Annotated in this window: 24 protein-coding genes; 16 read left to right on the top strand and 8 right to left on the bottom strand. The window is 62.9% G+C overall.

The window, feature by feature from the left end:
* The first annotated feature begins 20 nt into the window (after positions 1–20).
* Positions 21–1,187 carry a flavodoxin-dependent (E)-4-hydroxy-3-methylbut-2-enyl-diphosphate synthase gene (gene ispG, locus BACI9J_RS14175; RefSeq protein ID WP_011774258.1) on the top strand — a complete coding sequence of 389 codons (1,167 nt, stop codon included), beginning with the start codon at positions 21–23 and terminating at the stop codon, positions 1,185–1,187.
* Complete coding sequence (locus tag BACI9J_RS14170) at positions 1,150–2,028, top strand: GNAT family N-acetyltransferase (protein ID WP_159736483.1); 879 nt, start codon at positions 1,150–1,152, stop codon at positions 2,026–2,028. The genes ispG and BACI9J_RS14170 overlap by 38 nt, the downstream gene beginning before the upstream one ends.
* Positions 2,029–2,062: 34 nt before the next feature.
* On the opposite strand, the gene BACI9J_RS14165 is transcribed toward BACI9J_RS14170, so the two are convergent.
* The 3 genes from BACI9J_RS14165 to BACI9J_RS14155 are packed head-to-tail and all read right to left on the bottom strand — an operon-like array spanning position 2,063 to position 4,190.
* Entirely contained in the window at positions 2,063–2,692 is a 630-nt protein-coding gene (locus tag BACI9J_RS14165; RefSeq protein ID WP_159734939.1) for a TetR/AcrR family transcriptional regulator, read from the bottom strand.
* Positions 2,689–3,432 (bottom strand): ABC transporter permease, encoded by a 744-nt coding sequence (locus tag BACI9J_RS14160; RefSeq protein WP_159734938.1) that lies wholly within the window; start codon positions 3,430–3,432, stop codon positions 2,689–2,691. The genes BACI9J_RS14165 and BACI9J_RS14160 overlap by 4 nt, the downstream gene beginning before the upstream one ends.
* A gap of 8 nt (positions 3,433–3,440) precedes the next feature.
* Positions 3,441–4,190, bottom strand: coding sequence for an ABC transporter ATP-binding protein (locus tag BACI9J_RS14155; RefSeq protein ID WP_159734937.1), 750 nt, complete (start codon positions 4,188–4,190; stop codon positions 3,441–3,443).
* A 528-nt stretch (positions 4,191–4,718) separates the two neighbouring features.
* Between BACI9J_RS14155 and BACI9J_RS14150 the strand changes: the two genes are divergently transcribed.
* Both BACI9J_RS14150 and BACI9J_RS14145 read left to right on the top strand, forming a co-directional pair.
* A complete protein-coding gene (locus tag BACI9J_RS14150) occupies positions 4,719–6,530 on the top strand; it encodes a proline--tRNA ligase (RefSeq protein WP_159734936.1) in 1,812 nt (603 codons plus the stop codon).
* Complete coding sequence (locus BACI9J_RS14145) at positions 6,527–7,324, top strand: sulfite exporter TauE/SafE family protein (RefSeq protein ID WP_159734935.1); 798 nt, start codon at positions 6,527–6,529, stop codon at positions 7,322–7,324. The genes BACI9J_RS14150 and BACI9J_RS14145 overlap by 4 nt, the downstream gene beginning before the upstream one ends.
* A gap of 17 nt (positions 7,325–7,341) precedes the next feature.
* Here BACI9J_RS14145 and BACI9J_RS14140 read toward each other — a convergent pair whose 3' ends face one another.
* From BACI9J_RS14140 to BACI9J_RS14125, 4 genes are read right to left on the bottom strand one after another with little or no spacing between them, the layout of a single operon-like run.
* Complete coding sequence (locus BACI9J_RS14140; protein ID WP_159734934.1) at positions 7,342–8,118, bottom strand: aspartate dehydrogenase domain-containing protein; 777 nt, start codon at positions 8,116–8,118, stop codon at positions 7,342–7,344.
* 4 nt (positions 8,119–8,122) lie between these two features.
* Positions 8,123–9,145, bottom strand: coding sequence for an aminoglycoside phosphotransferase family protein (locus BACI9J_RS14135; RefSeq protein ID WP_236558697.1), 1,023 nt, complete (start codon positions 9,143–9,145; stop codon positions 8,123–8,125).
* A gap of 34 nt (positions 9,146–9,179) precedes the next feature.
* The gene (locus BACI9J_RS14130; protein WP_159734933.1) at positions 9,180–9,908 is read right to left on the bottom strand and encodes a VIT1/CCC1 transporter family protein; all 729 of its coding nucleotides are present in this window, start codon (positions 9,906–9,908) and stop codon (positions 9,180–9,182) included.
* 51 nt (positions 9,909–9,959) lie between these two features.
* Positions 9,960–11,180, bottom strand: coding sequence for a DUF4439 domain-containing protein (locus BACI9J_RS14125; protein ID WP_159734932.1), 1,221 nt, complete (start codon positions 11,178–11,180; stop codon positions 9,960–9,962).
* 30 nt (positions 11,181–11,210) lie between these two features.
* Between BACI9J_RS14125 and rimP the strand changes: the two genes are divergently transcribed.
* From rimP to BACI9J_RS14095, 6 genes are all read left to right on the top strand, one after another.
* Complete coding sequence (gene rimP, locus BACI9J_RS14120) at positions 11,211–11,822, top strand: ribosome maturation factor RimP (protein WP_159734931.1); 612 nt, start codon at positions 11,211–11,213, stop codon at positions 11,820–11,822.
* Positions 11,822–12,802: a transcription termination factor NusA gene (gene nusA, locus BACI9J_RS14115; protein ID WP_159734930.1), complete on the top strand. Its 981-nt coding sequence runs from the start codon at positions 11,822–11,824 to the stop codon at positions 12,800–12,802. The genes rimP and nusA overlap by 1 nt, the downstream gene beginning before the upstream one ends.
* Positions 12,803–12,930: 128 nt before the next feature.
* Positions 12,931–13,341, top strand: a complete 411-nt coding sequence (locus BACI9J_RS14110) for a YlxR family protein (protein WP_159734929.1) — start codon at positions 12,931–12,933, stop codon at positions 13,339–13,341.
* Between the two features lie 152 nt (positions 13,342–13,493).
* On the top strand, positions 13,494–16,370 hold the full coding sequence (infB, locus tag BACI9J_RS14105; RefSeq protein WP_159734928.1) for a translation initiation factor IF-2: 2,877 nt from the start codon (positions 13,494–13,496) through the stop codon (positions 16,368–16,370).
* 77 nt (positions 16,371–16,447) lie between these two features.
* Positions 16,448–16,951, top strand: coding sequence for a 30S ribosome-binding factor RbfA (rbfA, locus tag BACI9J_RS14100; RefSeq protein ID WP_062067557.1), 504 nt, complete (start codon positions 16,448–16,450; stop codon positions 16,949–16,951).
* A gap of 85 nt (positions 16,952–17,036) precedes the next feature.
* The gene (locus BACI9J_RS14095) at positions 17,037–17,519 is read left to right on the top strand and encodes a nucleoside deaminase (RefSeq protein WP_236558696.1); all 483 of its coding nucleotides are present in this window, start codon (positions 17,037–17,039) and stop codon (positions 17,517–17,519) included.
* Between the two features lie 23 nt (positions 17,520–17,542).
* Here the strand turns inward: BACI9J_RS14095 and BACI9J_RS14090 are convergent, their stop codons facing one another.
* Positions 17,543–18,697 carry a pyridoxal phosphate-dependent aminotransferase gene (locus tag BACI9J_RS14090; RefSeq protein ID WP_201296585.1) on the bottom strand — a complete coding sequence of 385 codons (1,155 nt, stop codon included), beginning with the start codon at positions 18,695–18,697 and terminating at the stop codon, positions 17,543–17,545.
* A gap of 34 nt (positions 18,698–18,731) precedes the next feature.
* On the opposite strand from BACI9J_RS14090, the gene truB reads away from it, so the two are divergent.
* The 6 genes from truB to BACI9J_RS14060 all read left to right on the top strand — a co-directional run bounded on the left by truB (position 18,732) and on the right by BACI9J_RS14060 (position 24,486).
* Positions 18,732–19,679, top strand: coding sequence for a tRNA pseudouridine(55) synthase TruB (truB, locus tag BACI9J_RS14085; RefSeq protein ID WP_201296584.1), 948 nt, complete (start codon positions 18,732–18,734; stop codon positions 19,677–19,679).
* Between the two features lie 2 nt (positions 19,680–19,681).
* A complete protein-coding gene (locus tag BACI9J_RS14080; RefSeq protein WP_159734924.1) occupies positions 19,682–20,035 on the top strand; it encodes a hypothetical protein in 354 nt (117 codons plus the stop codon).
* A 2-nt stretch (positions 20,036–20,037) separates the two neighbouring features.
* Positions 20,038–20,490, top strand: coding sequence for a hypothetical protein (locus BACI9J_RS14075; protein WP_105692316.1), 453 nt, complete (start codon positions 20,038–20,040; stop codon positions 20,488–20,490).
* 89 nt (positions 20,491–20,579) lie between these two features.
* Positions 20,580–21,602: a bifunctional riboflavin kinase/FAD synthetase gene (locus tag BACI9J_RS14070; RefSeq protein WP_159734923.1), complete on the top strand. Its 1,023-nt coding sequence runs from the start codon at positions 20,580–20,582 to the stop codon at positions 21,600–21,602.
* 120 nt (positions 21,603–21,722) lie between these two features.
* Entirely contained in the window at positions 21,723–21,992 is a 270-nt protein-coding gene (gene rpsO / locus BACI9J_RS14065; RefSeq protein WP_017198030.1) for a 30S ribosomal protein S15, read from the top strand.
* A gap of 241 nt (positions 21,993–22,233) precedes the next feature.
* On the top strand, positions 22,234–24,486 hold the full coding sequence (locus BACI9J_RS14060) for a polyribonucleotide nucleotidyltransferase (RefSeq protein WP_017198029.1): 2,253 nt from the start codon (positions 22,234–22,236) through the stop codon (positions 24,484–24,486).
* Positions 24,487–24,499 lie beyond the last annotated feature (13 nt).

Below are 24,499 nucleotides of genomic sequence, written 5' to 3'. Positions count from 1 at the left end.
CCCCAACCCAAGGAGTCCACGTGACCTCGGTCAGCCTGGGAATGCCAGCAGCCCCACCCCCCGTCCTTGCCCCGCGTCGTAAGACGCGTCAGATCAAGGTTGGGTCCGTTGGCGTCGGTTCTGACTCGCCCATCAGCGTTCAGTCCATGACCACAACCCCCACCACGGATATCAATGCCACCCTCCAGCAGATCGCTGAACTGACTGCTTCCGGATGCGACATCGTGCGCGTTGCCTGCCCGTCTGCCGACGACGCCGAAGCACTGCCGATCATTGCCCGCAAGTCCCAGATTCCCGTGATCGCAGATATCCACTTCCAGCCGAAGTACGTCTTTGCCGCAATTGAGGCAGGGTGCGCTGCAGTCCGCGTGAACCCGGGAAATATCCGCAAGTTCGATGACCAGGTCAAGGAAATCGCTGCGGCTGCGCGGGACCACGGAACGTCCATCCGGATCGGCGTCAACGCAGGCTCCCTTGAACCCGGCATCATGAAAAAGTACGGCAAGGCCACCCCGGAGGCCTTGGTTGAGTCCGCCGTCTGGGAAGCTTCCCTGTTCGAGGAGCACGGCTTCCACGACTTCAAGATTTCCGTCAAGCACAATGACCCCGTGATCATGGTGGCCGCCTACGAGATGCTCGCCGAGAAAGGTGACTGGCCCCTCCACCTCGGCGTGACCGAGGCCGGTCCGGCATTCCAGGGCACCATCAAGTCAGCCACGGCTTTCGGTGCGCTCCTGTCCCGCGGAATTGGCGATACCATCCGCGTTTCCCTCTCGGCTCCGCCGGTGGAGGAAATCAAGGTGGGCAACCAGATCCTGCAGTCCTTGAACCTGCGCCCGCGCAAGCTTGAAATTGTCTCCTGCCCGTCCTGCGGACGCGCCCAAGTGGACGTTTACACGCTGGCCGAGCAGGTCACCGCAGGCTTGGAAGGCATGGAAATTCCGTTGCGGGTGGCCGTTATGGGCTGCGTCGTCAATGGGCCCGGCGAGGCACGTGAAGCGGACCTCGGCGTGGCCTCCGGAAATGGCAAGGGCCAGATTTTCGTGAAGGGAGAAGTCATCAAGACCGTGCCTGAGAGCGAAATTGTTGAGACACTGATCGAAGAGGCCATGCGCATCGCCGAAGAGATGGGGGAGGCCGATGGCGAAGATGCTGTCAAGGGTAGCCCCGTGGTTAGCGTCTCGTAACGAGAACGGCTTGGGGGTCAGGGTGCTCGGCAGTGCCGACACCCTGGCTCTTCGCGCGCTTGCAAGAGAAGACGTGGTGGCCAATGTGTTCATCCTCGCCCACTTGGAAAGTACGGGTTCGGCGGCTCCCACCAGTGGCGGTGCCTGCATATTCGGAGTTTTCGACGGGCAAACACTCCTGGGTGCGTGCTGGGCGGGCGCCAACCTGGTCCCTGTGCAACTCGATCCCGGCCTTGCGGGCTATGTGGCAACCGCGGCCCACGAAACCGGACGCCGTTACGCGTCCATTTTCGGTCCGGCAGAAACCGTCATGGCCCTCTACGCGCGATTCGAACAACTGGGCCATGCTGCCCATGAGGTCCGTGCCCGGCAGCCGTTGCTCACCATTTCCGGTGCTCCGGTCATCGGCGCCAACCCGGCCCTGACCTTCGGCACCATGGGGGACTTCGACCGTATCCTGCCCGCCTGTGCCGCCATGTTCGAAGAAGAGGTGGGCTACTCTCCGTTCCTGGGCGGGCAGGAGTTCTACAGCAGGCGCGTTGCGGGGCTCATTCGGGAGGGCCACTCGCTGGTGCACATCGATGCCAACGGCACGGTGGTGTTCAAAGCCGAGCTCGGGGCAGTCACGCAGGACGTCACGCAGGTCCAAGGCGTATGGATGAACCCCGAGTTGCGGGGACGCGGCCAAAGCGGGGGCTACATGGCCGCCGTCGTAAATCTTTCCCGAACCTTCGCGCCGGTGACAAGCCTGTACGTCAATGACTACAACACCAAAGCCCGGGCAACCTACGAGCGGGTGGGCTTTGAACAAGTGGGAACCTTCGCCACCGTCCTGTTCTAGCCGCGGTACCCTGTTTTAGCCGCGGAACCCTGTTCTAGCCGCCGAACCCATCAATTACCGGGGAGTCCAGGTTACCTGTGAGGTAGCGCTGGATGTTGGGCGCTACCCAGCGGACCACATCGTCCTGATCCGCGGAGGCCAATGGCTCGAGCCGGATCACGTAGCGGACCAGCATCAGCCCCACAACTTGCGTTGCTACGAGGTTGCCGCGAACACGTACTTCCTCGGCAGGGCCGGGCAGTCCGGCCATGATCCGGGAAAGGATGGTTCGGTTGACCATCTCCCGCATGAGCGCCGTCTTGGCCTTGGAGCCTATGGTTCCCCGGACGAAAGCCACCAGGCCGTGTTGGGCCGGGCTTTCCCATAATCGGAGTACGGCCCGGACAATCGCTTCCGATCTCACCGAGGGGTCCATGGTTTCGACGCCGGCAAGAACCTCTGCAGGGTCGGCAGGCAACTCCACGCTGGCGGCAAAGAGCTCATCCTTGCCCCCGAAAAAGTGGTGCACCATGGCTGGATCCACTGATGACTCCCGGGCTACCTGCCGCAGGCTTGTCCCCTCGAACCCTTGCTCGGCAAAGAGTCTCCGTGCAGCTGTGAGGATCGCCTCTCTGGAGTGGTCTCCGGCGGCTCGGCGTCCCCGGCGGGCCTGGGGGAGGCTCATCGGGTTTGTCGGCGCAGGGTCAGTGATGCCAGGACCAGGACTCCCACCACAATCCCGCCCATGATCAGGGCGTCCTGCCACATGGCAGCTGTGGCCTCTGCATTTCCTGCGATCTCCTTCAAGGCATCCACGGAGAAAGTGAGCGGCAGGACCCCGGAGATTGCTTCCAGAACCTGGTTCATGTCCTCCCGCGCCACGAATAATCCGCACAACAGGATCTGCGGGACCACCACCACCGGCATGAACTGCACGGCTTGGAACTCCGTGCGGGCAAACGCAGAGCACAGGAGCCCCAAAGCGACTCCCAGGACGGCGTTGATCACGGCAATCATCACTACCAGTCCGGGGCTTCCGTTGATGTCGAGGTCAAAAACCCAGTAGGCAACGGCCGTGGCCACCATGGACTGCAAGGCCGCCATGATGGAGAAGGCAAGAGCGTAACCGAACAGCAGGTCTGCTTTGTGGATGGGTGTGGTCAGAAGGCGCTCCAGGGTCCCGGATGTGCGCTCCCTAAGCATGGTGATGGAGGTGACCAGGAACATGACCACGAAGGGGAAGATGGCCAACATCATCAAGCCGACGCGGTCGAAGGTGCGGGGGAATCCAGGTGGGAGTGTTTCGTTCTCGTAGAGGAAGTAGACGGCGGTGAGCAGCAATGCCGGAACAACGAGGATCAGTGCAACGCTCCGGTGATCGTGCCGCAGTTGTCCCAGGACACGGGTTGTGGTGGCAAGTGTCATGCGGAGATTCATGAGGTCACCCGGCTTTCTTCCTGTCCGCGGTCAGCGGCCTTGATGATGGCCAGGAAGGCCCGCTCCAGATCTGCGCTGCCTCCGCGTTCGGCCAGTTCCGCAGGAGTCAGTTGTGCCAGCAGGAGGCCATCACGCAGGAGCAGCAGCGAGGAACAATGGGATGCTTCCTCCATCACGTGACTGGAGACCAGCAACGTTGTTCCGGCCGCTGCCATGGCAGCAAAGCGCTCCCAAAGTTCGGCCCTTAGCACGGGATCAAGCCCAACGGTGGGTTCGTCCAAAACCAGCAGTTTGGGGTGGGCAACCAAGGCGCATGCGAGGGAGACCCGGCTGAATTGTCCACCGGACAGGTCTGCTGCCTTGTGTCGGGCAAATGATTCAAGCCCGACGGCGGCAATCGCCTCCGCGGTGTCCGCCGCCGTCGCGCCGTGCATGGCACCGAAGTAGCGCACGTTCGCTTGGACGCTTAGGTCCGAGTAGACGCTGGCACCCTGGGTGACGTATCCGACGTCGTGTCTGAGTAACGCGCTGCCTGCGGGCCGGCCGAGGACGGAGACGGTTCCCCGGCTTATTCGCTGGACCCCGACGATTGCCCGCATGAGAGTTGTCTTGCCGCTGCCGGACGGGCCCAGAAGTCCCGTGATCCGGCCGGCATCGACCGAGAAGTCCAAGCCTTGAAGGATTTTGCTCCGGGAACGGGACACTTGAAGGCCTGCCGCCGTGATGGCTGCTGGAAGGGGTGTCATACGGGCCTCCCATTGGGCTCCACTAATTCACCAGATGATGAATTAAAAGTAGGTGCGCGGGCCGGGATCGTCAAGGGTGGTCACCCGCCATGACAGGCCATCCTTGAAAATGTGTCTGCGATCACATAGGTTCTTCCCAAGCCGTGTCGTTGGGGTACGGGTGGTACAGGGGGAATCATGGTCAAGACCTTGAGGCGCGCCATCGGCGGCCTGGCCATCCGTGTGCTCGGCAGTAAATGCTTCCCAGCCGCAGGTGATCCCGTTCCGCTGGAGGGGACGGCGATCTAGTCTCCGGACAGAGTCTGCGGCCGGCCGGCCGCTGAGCCACGCCATCGCAGGATGACCAGCCGGTTGCGGCCAGGGGCTTCCAAACGCGGCGGCGTGGCTCTTCTCTTTGTATGGTCCAGCCCGACTCTGTGTATGGTCCAGCCCGACGCCGTCCTGGACGGTTAAAGAGCCCCCGCAGTCAGCCGGTAGATTAGTAGACAGTTGTTTTGCCACATCTGCCATAGAAACGGATACGTACCCGTGGTCCTTCGCCTTTCCCAGCTGTTCCTGCGCACCTTGCGTGAAGATCCCGTCGACGCCGAGGTCGCCAGCCACAAGCTGCTGGTCCGCGCCGGCTACATTCGCCGTGCTGCGCCCGGCATCTACACATGGCTGCCGCTGGGACTGAGCGTCCTACGCAAGGTGGAGGAGATCATCCGCCAGGAGATGTCCGCCATTGGAGCCCAGGAAGTCCATTTCCCGGCGCTGCTTCCCCGCGAACCCTATGAGGCCACCAACCGCTGGACCGAATATGGCGAAGGCCTGTTCCGCCTCCAAGACCGTAAGGGCGCAGACTACCTCCTGGCCCCCACGCATGAGGAAATGTTCACGCTCTTGGTCAAGGACCTGTACTCCTCGTACAAAGACCTGCCCCTGAGCCTCTACCAGATTCAGAACAAGTACCGTGATGAAGCGCGTCCGCGGGCGGGCCTCCTTCGTGGCCGTGAGTTCATCATGAAGGACTCCTACTCCTTTGACATCGACGACGCCGGCCTGGACGCAAGCTACGCCGCCCACCGCTCCGCCTACTTGAAGATCTTCGAGCGCCTCGGCCTGGAAGTCATTCCCGTTGCGGCAACCGCCGGTGCCATGGGTGGGTCAAAGAGCGAGGAATTCCTGTTCCCCACCGAGATCGGCGAGGACACGTTCGTGCGCTCTGCAGGTGGCTACTACGCCAACGTCGAAGCCGTGACCACCGTTGTCCCGGACGAGGTCGACTTCAGCAACGCTCCGGCCGCCCAGGTGCTGGATACGCCGAACACTCCCACTATCGAGACTTTGGTGGCCGCGGCCAACCAGCTTGCTCCCCGCAGCGAGTCCGACGGCGGCGCATGGACTGCCGCTGACACTCTCAAGAACGTGGTCCTTGCCGTGACGCTGCCCACCGGTGATCGCCAGATCGTGGTGATCGGTGTTCCCGGCGACCGCGGAGTGGACCTCAAGCGCGTCGAAGCCAACATCGGCTCACATCTGCCCATCGCCGGCGAAATCGGTCTTGAAGCTGCGAACGAAGAGGACCTCAAGAAGCTGCCGTGGCTGGTCAAGGGCTACATCGGCCCCGGGCTCTCGCTCGACGAGCCTGTCTTGGGCCTTGAAGGGTCTTCCAAGGTTCTCTTCCTCGTGGATCCCCGCGTTGTTTCCGGCACCAGCTGGGTTACCGGCGCCAACGCTGACGGCAAGCACGTCTTCGGGTTGGTCGCCGGCCGTGACTTCGCGTGGGACGGCGTGATCGAGAGCACCGACGTCCGTGCGGGCGATCCCGCCCCGGATGGGTCAGGTCCTCTGGAAACTGCACGTGGCATCGAAATGGGCCACATCTTCCAACTTGGCCGTAAGTATGCTGAGGCCCTGGACCTGAAGGTCCTGGACCAAAACGGCAAGCAGCAGGTTGTCACCATGGGCTCCTACGGCGTTGGCGTAACGCGTGCCGTCGCAGCCCTGGCTGAAGCAAACCATGACGACCGTGGCCTTGTATGGCCGCGCTCTGTGGCTCCGGCAGATGTCCACGTGGTGGCAGTGGGCCGCGGCGATGAGATCTTCGAAGCCGCTGAAAGGCTCTCTGCCGAGCTTGAAGCGGCCGGCCTTGACGTCATTTTCGATGACCGTCCAAAGGTTTCTCCCGGTGTGAAGTTCGGAGATGCTGAACTCGTCGGCGTGCCCACCATTCTGGCTGTCGGCCGCGGACTGGTTGATGGCGTCGTGGAAATCAAGGACCGCCGCAGCGGCGAAGCCGAGAACATTTCGGTGGACAAAGCCGTGGACTACGTGGTCAACGCTGTACGAACCCGGTGATTTCCGGCTTCGAGTCAATCCAGCTGAGCACACTCATCCTGATTGTGGTGGCTGGATTCGCAGCCGGCTGGGTTGACGCCGTAGTAGGAGGCGGGGGGCTGATCCAGCTCCCCGCCCTGCTGCTGGTTCCTGGCATCACCCCGGTGCAGGCCTTGGCCACCAACAAGATGGGGTCCATCTTCGGGACCACCACCAGCGCGGTCACTTATTATCGCCGCGTAGGGCCGGATCTGAAAACCGCAATTCCCATGGCGGTCATCGCACTGGCCGGGAGTTTCGCTGGAGCAATTCTTGCCGCGTCGCTTCCTGCCAGCGTTTTCAAGCCGATCATTGTGGTGGCCTTGATAGCAGTCGCGGTGTTCACTGCCCTTCGTCCCAGCGCCGGTGAACTGACCGCGCTACGCCACGATGGCCATAAGCACTACGTGGTGGCCTGCCTCATCGGGGCTGTCATTGGCTTCTACGATGGCCTGATCGGCCCCGGCACGGGCTCGTTCCTGGTAATTGCGCTCGTATCGGCCATGGGCTATGCCTTCCTTGAGGCCAGCGCCAAGGCGAAGATCGTTAACATGGCCACCAATGCCGGAGCCTTGATCTTTTTCCTCCCTCACGGCTCATTGCTGTGGGGCGTAGGGCTGGTCCTGGGACTGGCAAACATGGCCGGCGGTTACCTTGGGGCCAGGACTGCAGTGGCGAGGGGAAGCAAGTTTGTGCGCGTTGTCTTCCTGGTTGTCGTGGCGGCGCTGATCATCAAACTTGGCACGGACGTTTGGAATGAGAACTTCGCAGGGTAGAACGGCCGCGTCCAGCGTCAGATAAAACTGCCGCTGGCGTTGGCGAGAGTTTTCAAACCGCGGACGACGGCGTGAGGCACCAAGGCGCTCGACGCCGGGTTGCCGCGGGAAGCCTGGTTGGTCACACGGATCTCCAAGGTACCCAGGGAAGTATCAGCCACCACATGATGGGACGTCTGCTTGGCTGCGGGGTCTGCGATCAACACTGCTTCCACCACGTCCCAGTTGCCTGCGGCCAAGGCCAATGCTGAGACCACGTTGGTGGATTTGGGGAAGGCCTTGATCAATTCGTCCGGCCCGCCCCGCAGTAGTTCCATGGGCCGGGTAGCGGCAAGAATCCCTTTCTTCGTTTCATCATCCATCCACGGCTGGATCAAAGCCGAGGGAAGTTTTCGTGATTCCACGGTGATGCTGTGAACGGTGCCGCCTGCGCAGGCAGCTGTAATCGCATCCAGTCCTCCCAACGCCCCGGTTGTCAGGAGCGTCCGTCCGGGACCGTCGTCGAGCAGCGTTTTCCGTAGGGAACCATCACACAAGGCTCCGATCGAGGTGACCAGCAGGTCCCTCCCTGCCGAAACAACCCGGGGACCGAACTCGGCAACGGCTGCAACGCCGGCGCACTCCACCACCACGTCAGCGGTGTCCAGGGCTTCTTCGAAACTGAATCCTGTCCCTGCATGGCCGTGGGGAATCACTCCGGTGAGTTCTGCACCCGGGGCGTACCCGGCGTCGAGCAATTCGGCAACCCTCGATCCAATGGCTCCGGAACCAATCAGCGCGACTTTCAAGACCACGGTGTCAGGCCGCTTCGCCGGGAACGGGGAGGTCGTGCGCCCGCGGCAGGGCGTCCAGTGTGCTGCCGGCCAGAGTGCTGGCCACCCAGAGGGAACGGGCGAGGTCACCGGCGTGCCGGGGGTTGGCCGCGTACCACAGGGCGTTCTGCACCTCCCGGGCGATGCTCCATTGCCTTGCAACCTCAGCATCCAAACCCGCGGCGCGGCTGAAGTCGTGGCAACGCTCCAGCAGCCCGGCCTCCGGATCTGTCCTTGGAAGGTCCTGGATGCGGTTCCACAGGATGGGGGCCACGGCGAACTCAGCCTCACCGATCTGCGGTTGCGGATCAATGGCCAGATAATCGCCGCGGAGAGGTGCCCTTCCGGCATCTGTGGTGGCAAGAATGTTCATGAAGTGGAGATCCGTATGCACCAGGACATCAGTCCCGGATCGGCGCCCAACGGCCCCACGCGTCTGGCATACCTCCAGTGCCGCCTCCAGCAACCATCTGGGGAAGGGGCGGTCCAGTCGATCCCATTCCGCAGGCAGTTCATCGCTCCACCGCTCGGCGGTGGCAGCAACATGGTCCAATGCCCGCCATTCGCCTCGCTCGTCCGGCTGGATCGAGAGTTCGCGCATGATGTTCCCCCATGCGTCCCTGGCATCACCCAACGGGGCGTCCTGTAGCCGGCGGGAGGCGTCCAGGCGTTCGAGGACCATGGAGCAGCTCGCGTCATCCGAGGCCAGGAGGCGAACCGCGCCGTGCCCGTCCCACAGAGCCAGTGCGTAACGCTCCACCAGTGCTTCCTCGTGGGGATAAGCGATTTTCAGGGCTGCAGGGGTGTCGCCCTGAACAACGGGGACCACCAGGGCTCCGTGGCCATTCCACGGCTCATCGCCCGGTACCAGGTCCACTGAGAGCTCCCAGCGGTCCAGCGCCTCGGAGATGAGCCCTGGGAGGCTTGCCAGCCAATCCCTGCCCGCCGAGTCGCGGTTGTACCGGGCGTGGAGGTCGCCCGGGATGGGAATCATCGCGTGAAGGTTCACGCCAACAGCCTAACTCCGCGTCGCCATGTGCTCCTTAGAAAACGCCGCTGGCCCCCAACAGGGTACCGATCGAGAATGTGGCGGCCAACGCCAAAGCCCCGCCGAGCACCACTCGGACCGCTGCGCGGACGCGGGAAGCACTGCCGATCCATGCACCAACCGCACCGGTGATCGCCAGGGCCAGCAGGACTGCTGTGAACGTCAGGGGAACCCGCATCCCCGGAGGAGGCAGCAGGATGGCCAGCATGGGCAGAACCGCTCCCAAGGTGAACGCTACGGCCGAAGCCAGAGCAGCATTCCAAGGACTGACGACGTCATCTTCATGGATATTCAATTCGGCCGAGAGGTGTGCGGCCAAGGCGTCGTGTTCGGTCAGTTCCTCGGCCACTGTCCGGGCTGTCTTGGCGCTGAGTCCCTTGGACTCGTAGATGGCGGCCAACTCCCGGAGCTCATCTTCGGGCTGCTCCGCCAGCTCACGTCTTTCCTTCTCAATAAGTGCTTTTTGGGTGTCGCTTTGGCTGCTGACTGACACGTACTCGCCCAAAGCCATGGAAATGGCTCCGCCCACCAGGCCTGCGGTTCCGGCCGAGAGAATCACTCCGGTGTTGGTTGTGGCACCGGCAACGCCCACCACGATCGCAGCGACCGACACAATGCCGTCATTGGCGCCCAGGACGCCGGCGCGCAACCAGTTCAAGCGATGAGCCAGGTCATCCCGGTGGGGTTCGTTCTCGTGCGTCGTGGCAGTTTCTGTGGAAGCCATGCATCAAGCCAAGCACCGGCCGGCTTTCCTGGCCAGCATGGCTAGGCTGGCCTATCCACCGTGGGAAGAAGGCGTGGACGTTGTGGTGGGCGTCGGCAGCGAAGGCAACTCGCCGGCGTCGAGCATGAGTCCCGGAGCGTCAGGCAGCCCGGCGCCCCATGCGGTGCTCCTGCGGGCAGCTGCCAGCAGGTTCTCGATGGCCCACCCACGTGTCTCATCCGTGGACAAGGCAACCAGGTCACCGAATCGAGGCAGGGAGGCAAGCTCCACAGAGCCAAGGAAGGCGGCCGGATCCTGGCTGAACTGTCCCGGGAGCCGATAGCCAGGCTCGCTCGCAGGCGTGTCTGTGCAGTTGGCGGTGGTGAGTGATTCGGCCTGGCGGAGCAGCGCCTCGTGAACTTGCAGGTACTTGGCAGCGGCCGCCGACTTCGTCTCATCCAGCCTTTTCAGCGCCACTTGGTAAACGTAGATCGCTTCCTGCTGCGAGCGAACCACCGCAGCCAAAGCGGCGTCGGTGGTAGCAGATGCAGGATCCGCCCTGGGGCTGGCTGACGGGCACGAAGCCGTCAAGAGGGTTGCCGCAGGAGACTCGGTTTTGGATGCGGTCACCTGCCCCGACGTTTTTGTCCGCTCGGGCACCGGCATTTGCCACTCGGCAGCGAGCCTTTCGGCCTGAAGCAGCTGCGCGGTCCCGACTGCGGCAAGCAGGCGGGCGGTCCCGCCGTCGGCCTCGCGGGCATCCTCCAGACGCTTCGAGCCGCTGCCGGCCAACCCGGCCAGGAAGGATGCGAGGCTGCTCTGAGGCGTTGCGGCGCTGTCCGTTGCGGCGCTGTCCGTTGGTGCGGTGTCCGTAGGGTGGGACGGGCTGGTGCCGGATGTGGCGCTGGATGGTGCGCCCCGGGGGTCAGCCAACGCCTGTGCGTGGGTTGTCAGCAAAGTCACAGCGTTGGCTAGGGCAGGCTTTTCGGCCCCGGAAGTGGCTGCCTCCGCCAGCGTGGCTGCAGATTCCCGCAGCAGCAGCGTGTCCTGAAACGCAGCCGCGCGCGCGGTTTCGGAAAACGGCACAGCCGGGGGAGTGGCGGAATCACGCGGAATAAGAACCATTCCGGTGCCGGCAACAAGCAGTGCCACCACGGCAACCAGCAAAACCCTGCCCCAGGGTGGTGTTCGTCGTTTTTCGCTCGTCTGCCCGTTCACAACAGACCATGGTGTCACGCTGACGGGGAAGTCCGTGCACCATGTTCCCGGGAAAATCGTTAGGCTAGTAGTCACAACAACATCTATCGGGAGGCGGCGGGCAACGTGAGTGACTCGGAAGCCACGACTTCAACAGACCGTTCTGAATCGAACTCAACGGCCACCATCCACAACCCGGAAGAGAGCAGGCTTAGGGCGCTGCTTGAACCGGCTGTCCTTGCCAGCAGGCTTTACCTCGAGGATGTTTCCATCCACGTTGCCGGTTCACACCGTACGGTCCACGTAGTGGTGGACCTTCCCCAGGAAGAGACCGGCGGCGTCAGCCTTGACGCCATAGCCGAGGTCTCACGCGGACTGTCTGACATTTTGGACAACGATCCCCATGACGACGGCCGTCCCTACGACCTCGAGGTTTCTTCCCCCGGAGTAGGACGCCCCCTGACCGAACCTCGCCACTGGCACCGCGCCCGCGGCCGCATGGTCAGGGTCAACGTCATCCAAGGCGATAACCTCCTGGGCCGTATTGCCTCAGTGGAGGACGGTGCCGTGACGCTCATCCCTGAGCACGAGGTCAAGAAGGGCATGAAGCCCAAGCAAGGCGAACCCATCACTATTCCTTTCGACAGGATCCGCCAAGGAAAAGTCGAGATTGAATTCAGCCACCTCCACGAGGCTGCGCTGGAAGACGAGCACAACGGACCTTCCGAGGAGGCCTAATGGATATTGACATGAGCGCACTGAGACTCCTGGAGCGTGAGCGTGAAATCCCGCTGGATCTCCTGATTCCCACCATCGAGCAAGCACTGCTGGTGGCGTACCACAAGACGCCCGGCGCCTTCGAGAAGGCCCGCGCGGAGTTGGACCGCAAGAGCGGTCACGTGACCATTTGGGCTACGGAAATCGACGACGACGGCGAGCCCATCGGCGAGTTCGAGGACACTCCGGCCGGCTTTGGACGCATTGCTGCAAGCACTGCCCGCCAGATCATCCTGCAGCGCCTCCGCGATGTGGAAGATGACAACGTGCTGGGCGAATTCAAGGGCCGTGAAGGCGAGCTTGTGGCCGGCATGATCCAGCAGGGCAACAACCCGCACATGATCCAGGTCAACCTTGGATCCGTGGAAGCATTGCTTCCACCACCCGAGCAGGTCCCGGGCGAGAAGTACCTGCACGGAAGCCGCTTGCGCGCCTTCGTGGTGGACGTACACCGTGGCGCCAAGGGCCCGTCCATCACCTTGTCCCGTTCGCACCCGGGCCTGGTCCGCAAGTTGTTCGAAATGGAAGTTCCGGAAATTGCGGATCACTCTGTGGAGATCGTGGCATTGGCCCGCGAAGCCGGTCACCGTACCAAGATTGCGGTCAAGGCCAATACTGCCGGCATCAACGCCAAGGGTGCCTGCATTGGCGAAATGGGTTCCCGCGTCCGGGCAGTCATGACCGAACTCAACGACGAAAAGATCGACATCGTTGACTTCAGTGACGACCCCGCGACCTTCATCGCGAACTCCCTCTCGCCGTCGCGGGTGAATTCGGTCACTATCACTGACGAAGCAACCCGCTCCGCCCGCGTAGTGGTGCCCGATTACCAGCTTTCACTGGCGATCGGGAAAGAGGGCCAGAACGCGCGGCTCGCAGCCAAGCTGACCGGCTGGCGCATCGATATCATCTCCGACGCCGCTCCGGCCAAGACTGACTAGCGATTGAACCGGCGGCCTGTGCCGCCGGTTCAACGCCGCGCTGGAGGCATCCTTGGTTTCGGGAGACCGGGGCCGGGGGGCTAGAATAGAAGGAACCGGGCTTACGTCCGGTATCCGCGCGCTTTGGCGTGCCTCAGCTGCATTCGCAGGACCGGGGCCCGCCGGGTGCCAGTACCGTAAGGCAGGTTGGACACGTCGTGGCTGAACTGCTTGAACATGGCCACGGGCCTGTTCGCACGTGCATCGGATGCCGGAAACAAGGTTCCCGGTCCGAGCTTGTCCGGCTCGTCGCCCAAGGCAGCGGTTCTTCTGCTGTCCTGGTCGATGTTCGACGCCGGATGGCCGGCCGGGGTGCGTGGCTGCACCCCAGCGAAAAGTGCTTGGCATTGGCAATCAAGCGGCGAGCTTTCGGAAGGGCCCTCGCGGGTGCTTCCGATGCAGAAGCCGTTGAACGATACCTGATGCCCGGTACGCCACTTGTGGAGGCCCAGGCCACCGCAGGAAGACCGTCCAAACCTGAAAGCGGGTCAGAAAACTGATGGAAACCCGATGAGTTCCCAGCGATGAGTGCGTAACGATGACAACTTTGTTGCGCTCTGCAATGGGCCTTTCAATCGCGCAAGCGGCGAAGGCCCGCAGTAAGAAGTAGACGGTTCGTGCCTGGCTCGGTGCGGACCGAGACAGGAGAAATGTGGCCAAGGTCCGCGTACATGAGCTCGCCAAAGAGCTCGGTATTACTTCCAAAGATGCAGTAACCAAACTGCAGGAATTGGGCGAATTCGTTCGCTCCGCCTCTTCAACAATTGAGGCCCCCGTCGTGAAGAAGCTTCGCGACGCCTACCCGGGTGCCGGCGCTGCCAAGGCCGCCGCTCCCGCAGCAGCTCCGGCGGCAAACCGCCCCGCAGCATCCCGTCCGGCCGCTCCGGCACCGGGACCTGCAGCTCCGAAGGCTCCGGCCCCGGCACCTGCAGCCCCCGCTCCGGCAGCTCCGGCAGCCACTTTCCAGGCAGCACCGTCAGCACCTGCCCCGGCAGCCCCCGCAGCTCCTGCTGCGTCCACCCCGGTTTCGGCCAAGCCCGGCGCCCGTCCTGCCCCCAAGGCAGAGACTCCGGCCCCGGCGCGTCAAGGTGGCCAGGCTCCGCGTCCCGGCGGTCCCCGTCCGGGCAACAACCCGTTTGCTACATCCCAGGGCATGCCCCGGGGCCGCGGTGGCGACGGAGATCGTCCGCCGCGTCCGGGCAACAACCCGTTTGCACCATCCCAGGGCATGCCCCGAGGCGAACGCCGCAATGACGGCGAACGTCCCGGCGGTCCCCGTCCCGCGGCCGGCGCAGGCGGACCCCGTCCCGCAGCTGGTACCGGTGGACCCCGTCCGGGCGCACCGCGTCCCGGCGCACCCCGTCCGGGCGCACCGCGTCCCGCCGGTGGTCCCGGTGCCGGAAACCGTCCTACTCCGGGCATGATGCCCAACCGCACTGAGCGTCCGGCTCCCGGTGGCGCAGGCCGTCCGGGTGGCGCAGGCCGTCCCGGTGGCGGACCGGGTCGTCCCGGTGGCGCACCTGGTGCAGGCACCGGTGGCGGAGCTCCCGCCGGCGGTGGCTTCGGCAAGGGTGGCCGCGGTCGCGGTGGCACCCAGGGTGCCTTCGGCAAGGGCGGCGCCGGTCGTGGCAAGCAGCGCAAGTCGAAGCGTGCAAAGCGCCAGGAACTGGAGCAGATGAGTGCTCCGTCGCTGGGCGGCGTATCAGTACCCCGCGGCGATGGCGAGACCATCATCCGCCTGCGTCGTGGCTCGTCCATCACGGACTTTGCCGAGAAGATCGATGCCAACCCCGCTTCGCTGGTAACCGTGCTGTTCCACCTCGGTGAAATGGCAACGGCTACGCAGTCCCTGGACGAAGACACCTTTGGCTTGCTTGGCGCCGAACTTGGCTACAAGCTCCAGGTTGTTTCCCCTGAGGATGAAGAGCGCGAGCTGTTGGATCAGTTCGACATCAACATCCAGGACGAACTCGACGCCGAAGGGGACGACGTCCTCGAGGCACGCGCACCTGTTGTTACCGTCATGGGTCACGTTGACCACGGTAAGACCCGTCTGTTGGATGCCATCCGCAACTCGAACGTCGTTGCAGGCGAGCATGGTGGCATCACCCAGCACATCGGTGCTTACCAGATCAGCCACGTCCACGAGGGCACTGCCCGCGACATCACCTTCATTGACACCCCCGGTCACGAGGCCTTCACGGCTATGCGTGCACGTGGTGCCAAGGTCACTGACATTGCGATCCTGGTTGTTGCAGCCGACGACGGCGTTATGCCGCAGACGGTGGAAGCACTCAACCACGCCCAGGCAGCCAACGTGCCGATCGTCGTCGCAGTGAACAAGATCGACAAGGAAGGCGCCAACCCTGACAAGGTCAAGGGTCAGCTGACCGAGTACGGCCTGGTTCCGGAAGAATACGGTGGCGACACCATGTTCGTTGAGGTCTCTGCACGCCAGAACCTCAACATCGACGAACTGATCGACGCCGTTCTGCTCACGGCCGATGCCGCACTGGACCTCCGCGCCAACCCGGACAAGGACGCTCGAGGCATTGCCATCGAAGCGAACCTGGACAAGGGCCGCGGTGCTGTTGCTACCGTCCTGGTCCAGTCCGGAACCCTGGCAGTGGGCGACACGATCGTGGCCGGTACGGCTCACGGCCGCGTCCGCGCCATGTTCGACGAGAACGGCGAGGCACTTGATGTCGCACTGCCGTCCCGTCCGGTTCAGGTTCTCGGCCTGTCCAACGTGCCGCGTGCAGGCGACACCTTCCTGGTGACCCCTGACGAGCGTACGGCCCGCCAGATCGCTGAGAAGCGTGAAGCTGCCGACCGCAACGCCGCACTGGCCAAGCGTCGCAAGCGCATCAGCCTGGAAGACTTCGACCAGGCCGTTGCCGAAGGCAAGATCGACACCCTCAACCTCATCCTCAAGGGTGACGTGTCCGGTGCCGTGGAAGCCCTCGAAGACGCCTTGCTCAAGATCGACGTCGGAGACGACGACGTTCAGCTTCGGGTCATCCACCGCGGTGTGGGTGCCATCACGCAGAACGACGTCAACCTCGCCACGGTGGACAACGCCATCATCATTGGCTTCAACGTCAAGCCGGCCGAGCGTGTTGCTGAACTGGCTGATCGTGAAGGCGTGGACATGCGCTTCTACTCGGTCATCTACGCAGCAATCGATGACATTGAGATGGCTCTCAAGGGCATGCTCAAGCCGGAATACGAAGAGGTCCAGCTCGGTACTGCCGAGGTTCGCGAAGTCTTCCGTTCTTCCAAGTTCGGAAACATCGCCGGCTCGATCGTCCGCACGGGCATCATCCGCCGTAACACCAAGGCACGTGTCAGCCGCGACGGCAAGGTCATCGGTGACAACCTCACCGTTGAGACGCTCAAGCGCTTCAAGGATGACGCCACCGAAGTCCGCACCGACTTCGAGTGTGGTATCGGTCTTGGCTCCTTCAATGACATCACTGAAGGCGACATCATCGAGACCTTCGAGATGCGCGAAAAGCCGCGCAGCTAGGTTCCGTATGGGACGGGTCCGTCGGGTAACCCCGGCGGACCCGTTCCGTTCCCTTTTCTACTTTCCAGGAGGAAGTCATGGCTGATCCCGCACGCGCTGCCAAGCTGGCACAGCGGATAAAGGTGGTTGTTGCTGAGGCCCTCGGACGCCGGGTCAAGGATCCGCGCGTCGAGTCCATTACGGTCACCGACGCCCGCGTCACCAACGACCTTCAGCACGCCACCATCTACTACACCGTCTTTGGTGACGATGTAGCCCAGGCGGACGCCGCCAGGGCACTGGAGAAAGCCAAGGGTGTGCTGCGGCAGGAAGTGGGCCGCAATATCACTGTTCGCCTCACTCCAACCCTCGAGTTCGTGGCCGACCAAATTCCGGTCAATGCCTCCAACCTTGAGGAGTTGCTCCGTGAAGCCAAGCGCCGTGACGCAGAGGTAGCCGCTTTGGCTGCCAGCGCCAAGCACGCAGGCGAAGCAGACCCCTACAAGGGCGACGCCCCGGAGGACATTGACGAGGACGACTTCGACGAAGAGGACACTGACCTCTCCGGCGACAACGAGCTCGACGAAGACGCCAACCGCTAAAAGTTCAGCGTTTTTGTACAGCAAATGCCCCTAAGACTGTGTTTTAGGGGCATTTGCTGTACTCAAGCTCGCTATGATCGGGAGCATGTCGGCGCACAGTGCTCAGCAACGTGATGAATACCTGAACCTGGCCATCAAGCTGGCCGTTCAGAACGTTTCCGACGGCGGCGGCCCGTTCGGCGCCGTCGTGGTCACCCCGGACGGAACCGTCCATGAGGGTGTCAACCGGGTCACGCGCGACCATGATCCCACAGCACATGCCGAAGTGGTGGCGATCCGCCGGGCGGCTGCCGCTCAGCGGAAATTTGACCTCACCGGTTCCGTTCTCTACGCAAGCTGTGAGCCATGCCCGCTTTGCCTGTCAGCCACGCTCTGGGCTCGGATCGGGCAGGTCTATTTCGCGGCAGACCGGCACGGTGCTGCCAGGGCCGGCTTTGACGACGCCGTATTTTATGAATACTTCGAAGGCACCAGGCCGGACCTGCTGCCCGTGGAGCATGCTGCATTGGCAGCATCGGATGAGCCTTTCGAGGCGTGGCGGAGCCATGCACACCGGACGGCCTACTGACCGCGCTGACGCAAGGAGCGAAACTAGGCCTTGGCGGGAAGGCGGGCAACGCCGTCGAGCAGTTCCTGTTGGCCGCCACAAAGCGCGATCCTGATCCAGCCCTCGCCTATGGAGCCGAAGGCCGTACCCGGGGCGAAGGACACCCCTGAGTCCGCCAGGAAGGCCCGCACCCACGCCCTCACGTTACCGCCGCTCACGTGCGAGACATCTGCCCACAGGTAGAACGCTCCCTGGGCGCCCAAAAACGGAATTCCCTTTTCCGCCAGCAGCGCTGAGGCTGCATCCCGGTTGCTTCGGTAGTGATCGCGCGCCCGGGAAACATAATCCTGCGGACCTGTCAGGGCAGCCAAAGCGGCGTACTGCGAAGGAGACGCCACACAGGACACGATCGACTCCATCACGTTGTTCATCTTCTGTTCCAACCCCGGCGGGCAGATCAGCGCCCCGATCCGCAGGCCCGTCAGCCCGTAGGTCTTGGAGAGCGTGAGGGATGTGAAGACCCGGGCTTCGCCGGGCACATGGCTGTCGAAGCGCGCGGGACTGACATGCGGGACATCAAAGGTGAAGGCTTCATAGCATTCGTCCGAAATGATCCAGAGGTCGTGGCGGACAGCCAGCTCAACCAGTTGCCGCGTCGATTCCTCGCTGATCACCGCGCCCAGGGGATTGGACGGAGAGTTCAGCATGATGACGCGCGTCTTTGGCGTGATGAGGGCCTCAATGTCTTCCATGTGCGGCTGGAAGTCGTTCTGCGGATACAGCGGGTACTGGACCGGCACGGCGTGCAGCAGCCGGCTGGTCATTGCGAAGGTGGGATAGCCGGGGTTGGGAATGAGGATTTCATCGCCGGGGGAGAGGAGAAGGCTCATGGCGAAGTGCAGTCCCTGCTGGGCGCCGTCCACCACATAGACCCTCTCCGCGCCGATGTTCACGCCCTGTTGCTCCCGGAAGCGGGCGGCAAAGGCTTCGCGAAGGGCAGGAATCCCGGCGTTGGGTGTGTAGTTGGTCTCATCCCGATCCAGGCACTCGATGCCCGCATCCAGGACATGCCGGGGGAGGGCAAAACCCGGTTCTCCGATGCTGAGCACGATCGCTCCGGGGGTGGACCATGCGGCTTCGGTGATCTCACGGATCTGGTTCACGGGGACGTCGCGGACGTGTGCAGCAAGCTCAGGCATGGGAGCCATCCTAGCCACCCATATACTGGTAAGCGTGCTTTCTGGACTGGTAATCGTTGACAAACCGCAGGGATGGACCAGCCATGATGTGGTTGGCCGGATGCGGCGGCTGGCCGGTACCCGGAAAGTGGGGCATGCCGGCACGCTTGATCCCATGGCAACCGGCGTTCTGGTGCTGGGCATCAACAAAGCTACGCGCTTGTTGACGTACATAGTTGGCACCTCCAAGACGTACACCGCCACCATCCGCTTGGGCGAAACCACCATCACCGACGACGCCGAGGGCGAGGTCACCGAGGCCCGCAACGCAGCGGCCGTCACCGACCAAGCCATAGCCGCCGGCGTTGCCGCACTCACCGGGCCCATTCAGCAGGTCCCCAGCAGCGTGAGCGCCATCAAGGTCAACGGCGAACGCTCCTACGCCCGCGTCCGCTCTGGTGAAGAGGTCAAGCTCGCGGCCCGCCCGGTGACCATCCACCGCTTTGAGATCCACTCCATCACCAGGATCGACGGCGGCAGGGTAGTTGACGTCGACGTCACCGTCGAATGTTCGTCCGGTACCTACATCAGGGCCTTGGCGCGGGACCTCGGCAACGCCTTGGACGTCGGGGGACACCTGACAGCCCTGCGCAGGACCCAGGTCGGACCGTATTCCCTTGATCAGGCCCGCACCTTGGAAGAACTGGCAGTAGAGCTCGAGGTCCTGGACATGTCCCTGGCAGCACGTGCGCTGATGCCCAACAGGGAGCTCAGCGAGGAAGAAACCACGGAGATCTCCTTCGGCCGCCGCATCGCTGCCGGACCGGGAGCAGGGACCCCGGACGCCGCCACGGCAGAGAATCCTGCCGCAGCATTCGCGCCGTCAGGAGAGCTCGTGGCCCTGTTGGCGGATACCGGCAATTTCGCAAAACCCGTGCTGGTCTTTGCGCCGGGAACGGGAACCGGCGCAGCCGGGCAGAGCGCAGCCGGGCAGGCAAAATAAGCATGGACGGATACTTTTACGCCATCCTCATCGTCGGTTTGGTGTCCACAATCATGTGCATCGTGTCCGGTTTGATGAAGAAGGCTCCGAACGACCCCACCATCTTCTCGGTACTCGCTGTTGAGCTTGCCCTGGTGGTGTACTTGGTGGGCTCGATCATCCGGGTTGCCATGGGCGAACAAATGGCAGGCGAAGCATGGGAGTTTTGGGGCTACCTCATTGTTGCCATGATGATCCCCTTAGGGGCCGTCTATTGGGCCATCCTTGAACGAACCCACTGGAGCAACTTCGTCCTGGCGGCCGTGGGCGTTACGGCGCTGGTGATGGCCGCGCGCATGAATCAGATCTGGTACTGACCTTGAAGGAAGAACACAACGTGACTGGAACCGAGACCAACCCGGCTAACCGGCAGCCGCAGCCCAAGGACACCCGGAATACCGGGCCTGGGCGCTTGCTGATCGCTGTGTACGCCATTTTCGCGTTGTCGGCCACGGCCCGTGCCGGATACCAGATCGCCACAAAGTTCGCAGAAGCGCCGTTGGCGCACATTCTTTCGGCGTTCGCGGCCGTTGTCTACATTGTGGCCACGATTTCGTTGGCGAAGCCAGGCCGGACCTGGTTCAAAGTTTCTTTGGCCGCTGTTCTCACCGAGCTTGTGGGTGTGCTGGTGGTAGGGGCAATCAGCCTCTTCGATCCGGTTGCTTTCCCGCACGACACCGTATGGTCCCTGTTCGGGCGTGGCTACGGCTTCGTCCCGCTGGTCCTGCCGATCCTGGGCCTTCTGTGGCTCAACAAACGCCGACCGTCCTGAGACAAACACCCTAGCGGGTAACCTTAGAATGTTCCGGCGCCGGGAGGTTGCCGGGCCGAACGAACATCTGCAGTAAAAAGGCGAGGTTGATGGTCCACATCTGGAACGATCCCACCGAAGTCCCCAAGGACTTCGGACCTACTGTTGTCACCATCGGGAATTTTGACGGTGTCCATCGGGGCCATCAGCACGTTCTGGCGCAATTGACCACTACGGCCAATCGGCACAACCTCGCCTCGGTCGCGGTGACCTTCGATCCCCATCCGGCCTTGGTGCACCGGCCGGACTCTGCCCCCGAGCTGATCATGGGGCTCCAGGACAAGCTGGACGCCTTGGGCCACACCGGGGTGGATGCCGTACTGGTGATGAAGTACACCCTTGACCTTGCCGCGATGACGCCGCTGGAGTTTGTCCGTGAAATCCTTCTTGAGGGACTCCATGCCGCACACCTCGTGGTTGGACACGACCTCCGCTTCGGCGCCGGCAATGCAGGCGATGTCGTCACTATGCAGGAGTTGGGCGATCAGCTGGGCTTCGGGGTGACCGTTGTCAACGAATACGGCGCAGGAGGCTTCCCCGTCCACGACGACGGCGATTCCGACCGCCGCTGTTCCTCCACCTGGGTGCGTGAAGCTTTGAGCGAAGGCGACGTCGTGACCGCTGCAGCAATCCTGGGCCGTCCCCACCGCATGCGCGGGGAAGTAGTGCACGGAGCTGCCCGAGGGCGTGATCTGGGCTTCCCCACGGCAAATCTTTCCCACGATTCCACGGGTTACGTTCCGGCGGACGGCATCTACGCGGGGTGGCTGATCGACCAAGCCGGCACGCGTTGGCCCGCCGCCATTTCCGTTGGTTCCAACCCCACCTTTGACGGCGTCAGCCGACAGGTGGAGGCACACGTGATCGATCGTCCAGAAGAGAATGTGGAGGACTTCGACCTCTACGGGCAAAACGTCGCCGTCGAATTTACGCAGCGCCTGCGTGGCATGGTGGCCTACCGTGGGCCGGAGGCGTTGGTCGAACAAATGTGCCTCGACGTAGCCCAGGCGCACGAGCTGTTGACCCGGCGCCAGGGGCATTTCGACAACACTGCTGACGTGCCGGTAAACTGATAAGTGGATCCGGCTGCAGTCCGTGGCGGCTGGACCTGTTTTTGTGTGCGGCAACGTACCAAAGGCAACCCGTCAGCGAGGCGCTGCACCGGGAGGCACGGCACAACTCTAGGAGTTCACGTGGCACTTGACGCCGCTGTAAAGCAGTCCATCATCAAGGAATACGCAACCTCTGAAGGCGACACCGGTTCGCCCGAGGTACAGGTTGCAGTCCTGACTCAGCGGATCAAGGATCTGACTGAGCACATGAAGGAGCACAAGCACGACTTCCACACCCAGCGCGGTCTGCTGGCCATGGTTGGTCGTCGCAAGCGCATGCTTTCCTACCTGAAGAACACTGACATTGCCCGCTACCGTGCGCTCATCGAGCGTCTCGGCCTGCGCCGCTAGTCTGCCTTTAGGGGCGGCCCGCTCCTTACAGGAACGGGCCGCCTTCTTCACCAACAACTAAAAACAGGAATCAACCGCATCGCGCATTCGCGGTCCTCGGTAGTGATTCCCGGGAGAGAAAATCGGCGACGATTTGCCCGTGGATCTCGATCGATGACCGGGTGTAGTACAGGCCAGAAAAAAAGAAGAGGCCTGGGTTGATGCGGCGGACTTCCGCTAACAGAAACGGAGGTGACTCTCTATGGAGGGTCCCGAAATCCAGTTCTCCGAAGCCATTATTGATAACGGTCGTTTCGGCAAGCGAGTCATTCGCTTCGAAACAGGCCGCCTTGCCAAGCAGGCAGCCGGCGCGTCGATGGTCTACATCGACGAAGACACCGCACTGCTCTCGGCAACCACCGCAGGCAAGCAGCCGCGCGAAGGTTTCGACTTCTTCCCGCTGACGGTTGACGTTGAAGAGCGCATGTACGCTGCCGGCCGTATCCCGGGTTCGTTCTTCCGTCGCGAAGGCCGTCCCTCCACGGAAGCCATCCTGGCTTGCCGCCTGATGGACCGTCCCCTGCGCCCCGCGTTCGTCAAGGGCCTGCGCAACGAGGTCCAGATCGTAGTTACCGTTCTGGCCATCAACCCCGATGAGCTCTACGACGTCGTTGCCATCAATGCTTCCTCGATGTCCACACAGCTTTCCGGCCTCCCGTTCTCCGGCCCGATCGGTGGCGTCCGCGTTGCCCTCATCGCCGACGAACAGGGTTCGCAGTGGGTTGCTTTCCCCAAGCACTCCCAGCTTGAGAACGCCGTGTTCAACATGGTTGTTGCCGGCCGCATCGCCGGTGACGACGTCGCCATCATGATGGTCGAAGCCGAAGCAACGGACAACTCGTGGAACCTCATCAAGGAACAGGGCGCAACCGCTCCTACCGAAGAGGTTGTTTCCGAGGGCCTTGAGGCTGCCAAGCCGTTCATCAAGGCACTCTGCGAAGCACAGGCTGACCTCGCAGCCCGCGCTGCCAAGCCCACCGTTGAGTTCCCGGTCTTCCTGGATTACCAGGACGACGTCTACGCCGCTGTTGAAGCCGCTGCCGCTGACAAGCTTGCCGCTGTGTTCCAGATTGCTGACAAGCAGGACCGCGACAACGCCTCTGACGAGCTCAAGGACGAAGTCCTTGGCTCACTTGCCGGCCAGTTCGAAGGCCGTGAGAAGGAGCTGTCCGCAGCTTTCCGCTCGGTCACCAAGCACGTTGTCCGCCAGCGCATCCTCAAGGACCAGGTCCGCATTGACGGCCGTGGCCTGACGGACATCCGCCAGCTGACCGCCGAGGTAGAGGTTCTGCCCCGCGTTCACGGTTCGGCGATCTTCGAGCGCGGCGAGACCCAGATCATGGGTGTCACCACGCTGAACATGCTCAAGATGGAGCAGCAGATCGACTCGTTGTCGCCGGTAACGCGCAAGCGCTACATGCACAACTACAACTTCCCGCCGTACTCCACCGGTGAGACCGGCCGCGTCGGTTCCCCGAAGCGCCGCGAAATCGGCCACGGTGCCCTCGCAGAGCGTGCCCTGGTTCCGGTTCTGCCCACCCGTGAAGAGTTCCCGTACGCCATCCGCCAGGTATCCGAGGCTCTCGGTTCCAACGGTTCGACGTCCATGGGTTCGGTCTGTGCTTCGACGCTCTCCATGCTCAACGCCGGCGTGCCGCTGAAGGCAGCTGTTGCAGGCATCGCCATGGGCCTGGTTTCCGACCAGGTTGACGGCCAGACCCGCTACGCAGCGCTGACCGACATCCTCGGTGCCGAAGACGCATTCGGCGACATGGACTTCAAGGTTGCCGGTACGTCCGAGTTCGTCACGGCCATCCAGCTGGACACCAAGCTCGACGGCATCCCCGCTTCCGTGCTGGCAGCAGCCCTGAAGCAGGCCCGCGAAGCCCGCCTCCACATCCTCGAGGTCATCAACGCAGCGATCGACACCCCGGATGAGCTCTCCGAGTTCGCACCGCGTGTTATCGCCGTCAAGATCCCCGTGGACAAGATCGGCGAGGTCATCGGCCCCAAGGGCAAGATGATCAACCAGATCCAGGAAGACACGGGCGCGGACATCTCCATTGAAGACGACGGCACGGTCTACATCGGCGCCACCAACGGTCCGTCTGCAGACGCAGCACGCTCGGCCATCAACGCCATCGCCAACCCGCAGGTACCGGAAATCGGTGAGCGCTACCTGGGTACGGTCGTCAAGACCACCACCTTCGGTGCTTTCGTTTCCCTTACCCCGGGGAAGGACGGCCTGCTGCACATCTCCGAGCTCCGCAAGCTGGCCAACGGCAAGCGCGTGGACAACGTTGATGACGTCGTCTCCGTGGGCCAGAAGGTCCAGGTTGAGATCACCAAGATCGATGACCGCGGCAAGCTTTCCCTCTCCCCGGTTGTTGCCGAGGAAGAAGGAGCAGCCTCAGAGGACGCTCCGGCCGAGGCCGCTGAAGAGTCCGCAGAGTAGTCTGTAAGCAGTA

Source organism: Arthrobacter sp. 9V (assembly GCF_902506065.1).
Lineage (GTDB): Bacteria > Actinomycetota > Actinomycetes > Actinomycetales > Micrococcaceae > Arthrobacter.
Note: the sequence above shows the minus strand (reverse complement) of the source record. Positions and strands in the feature narration are given on the sequence as shown.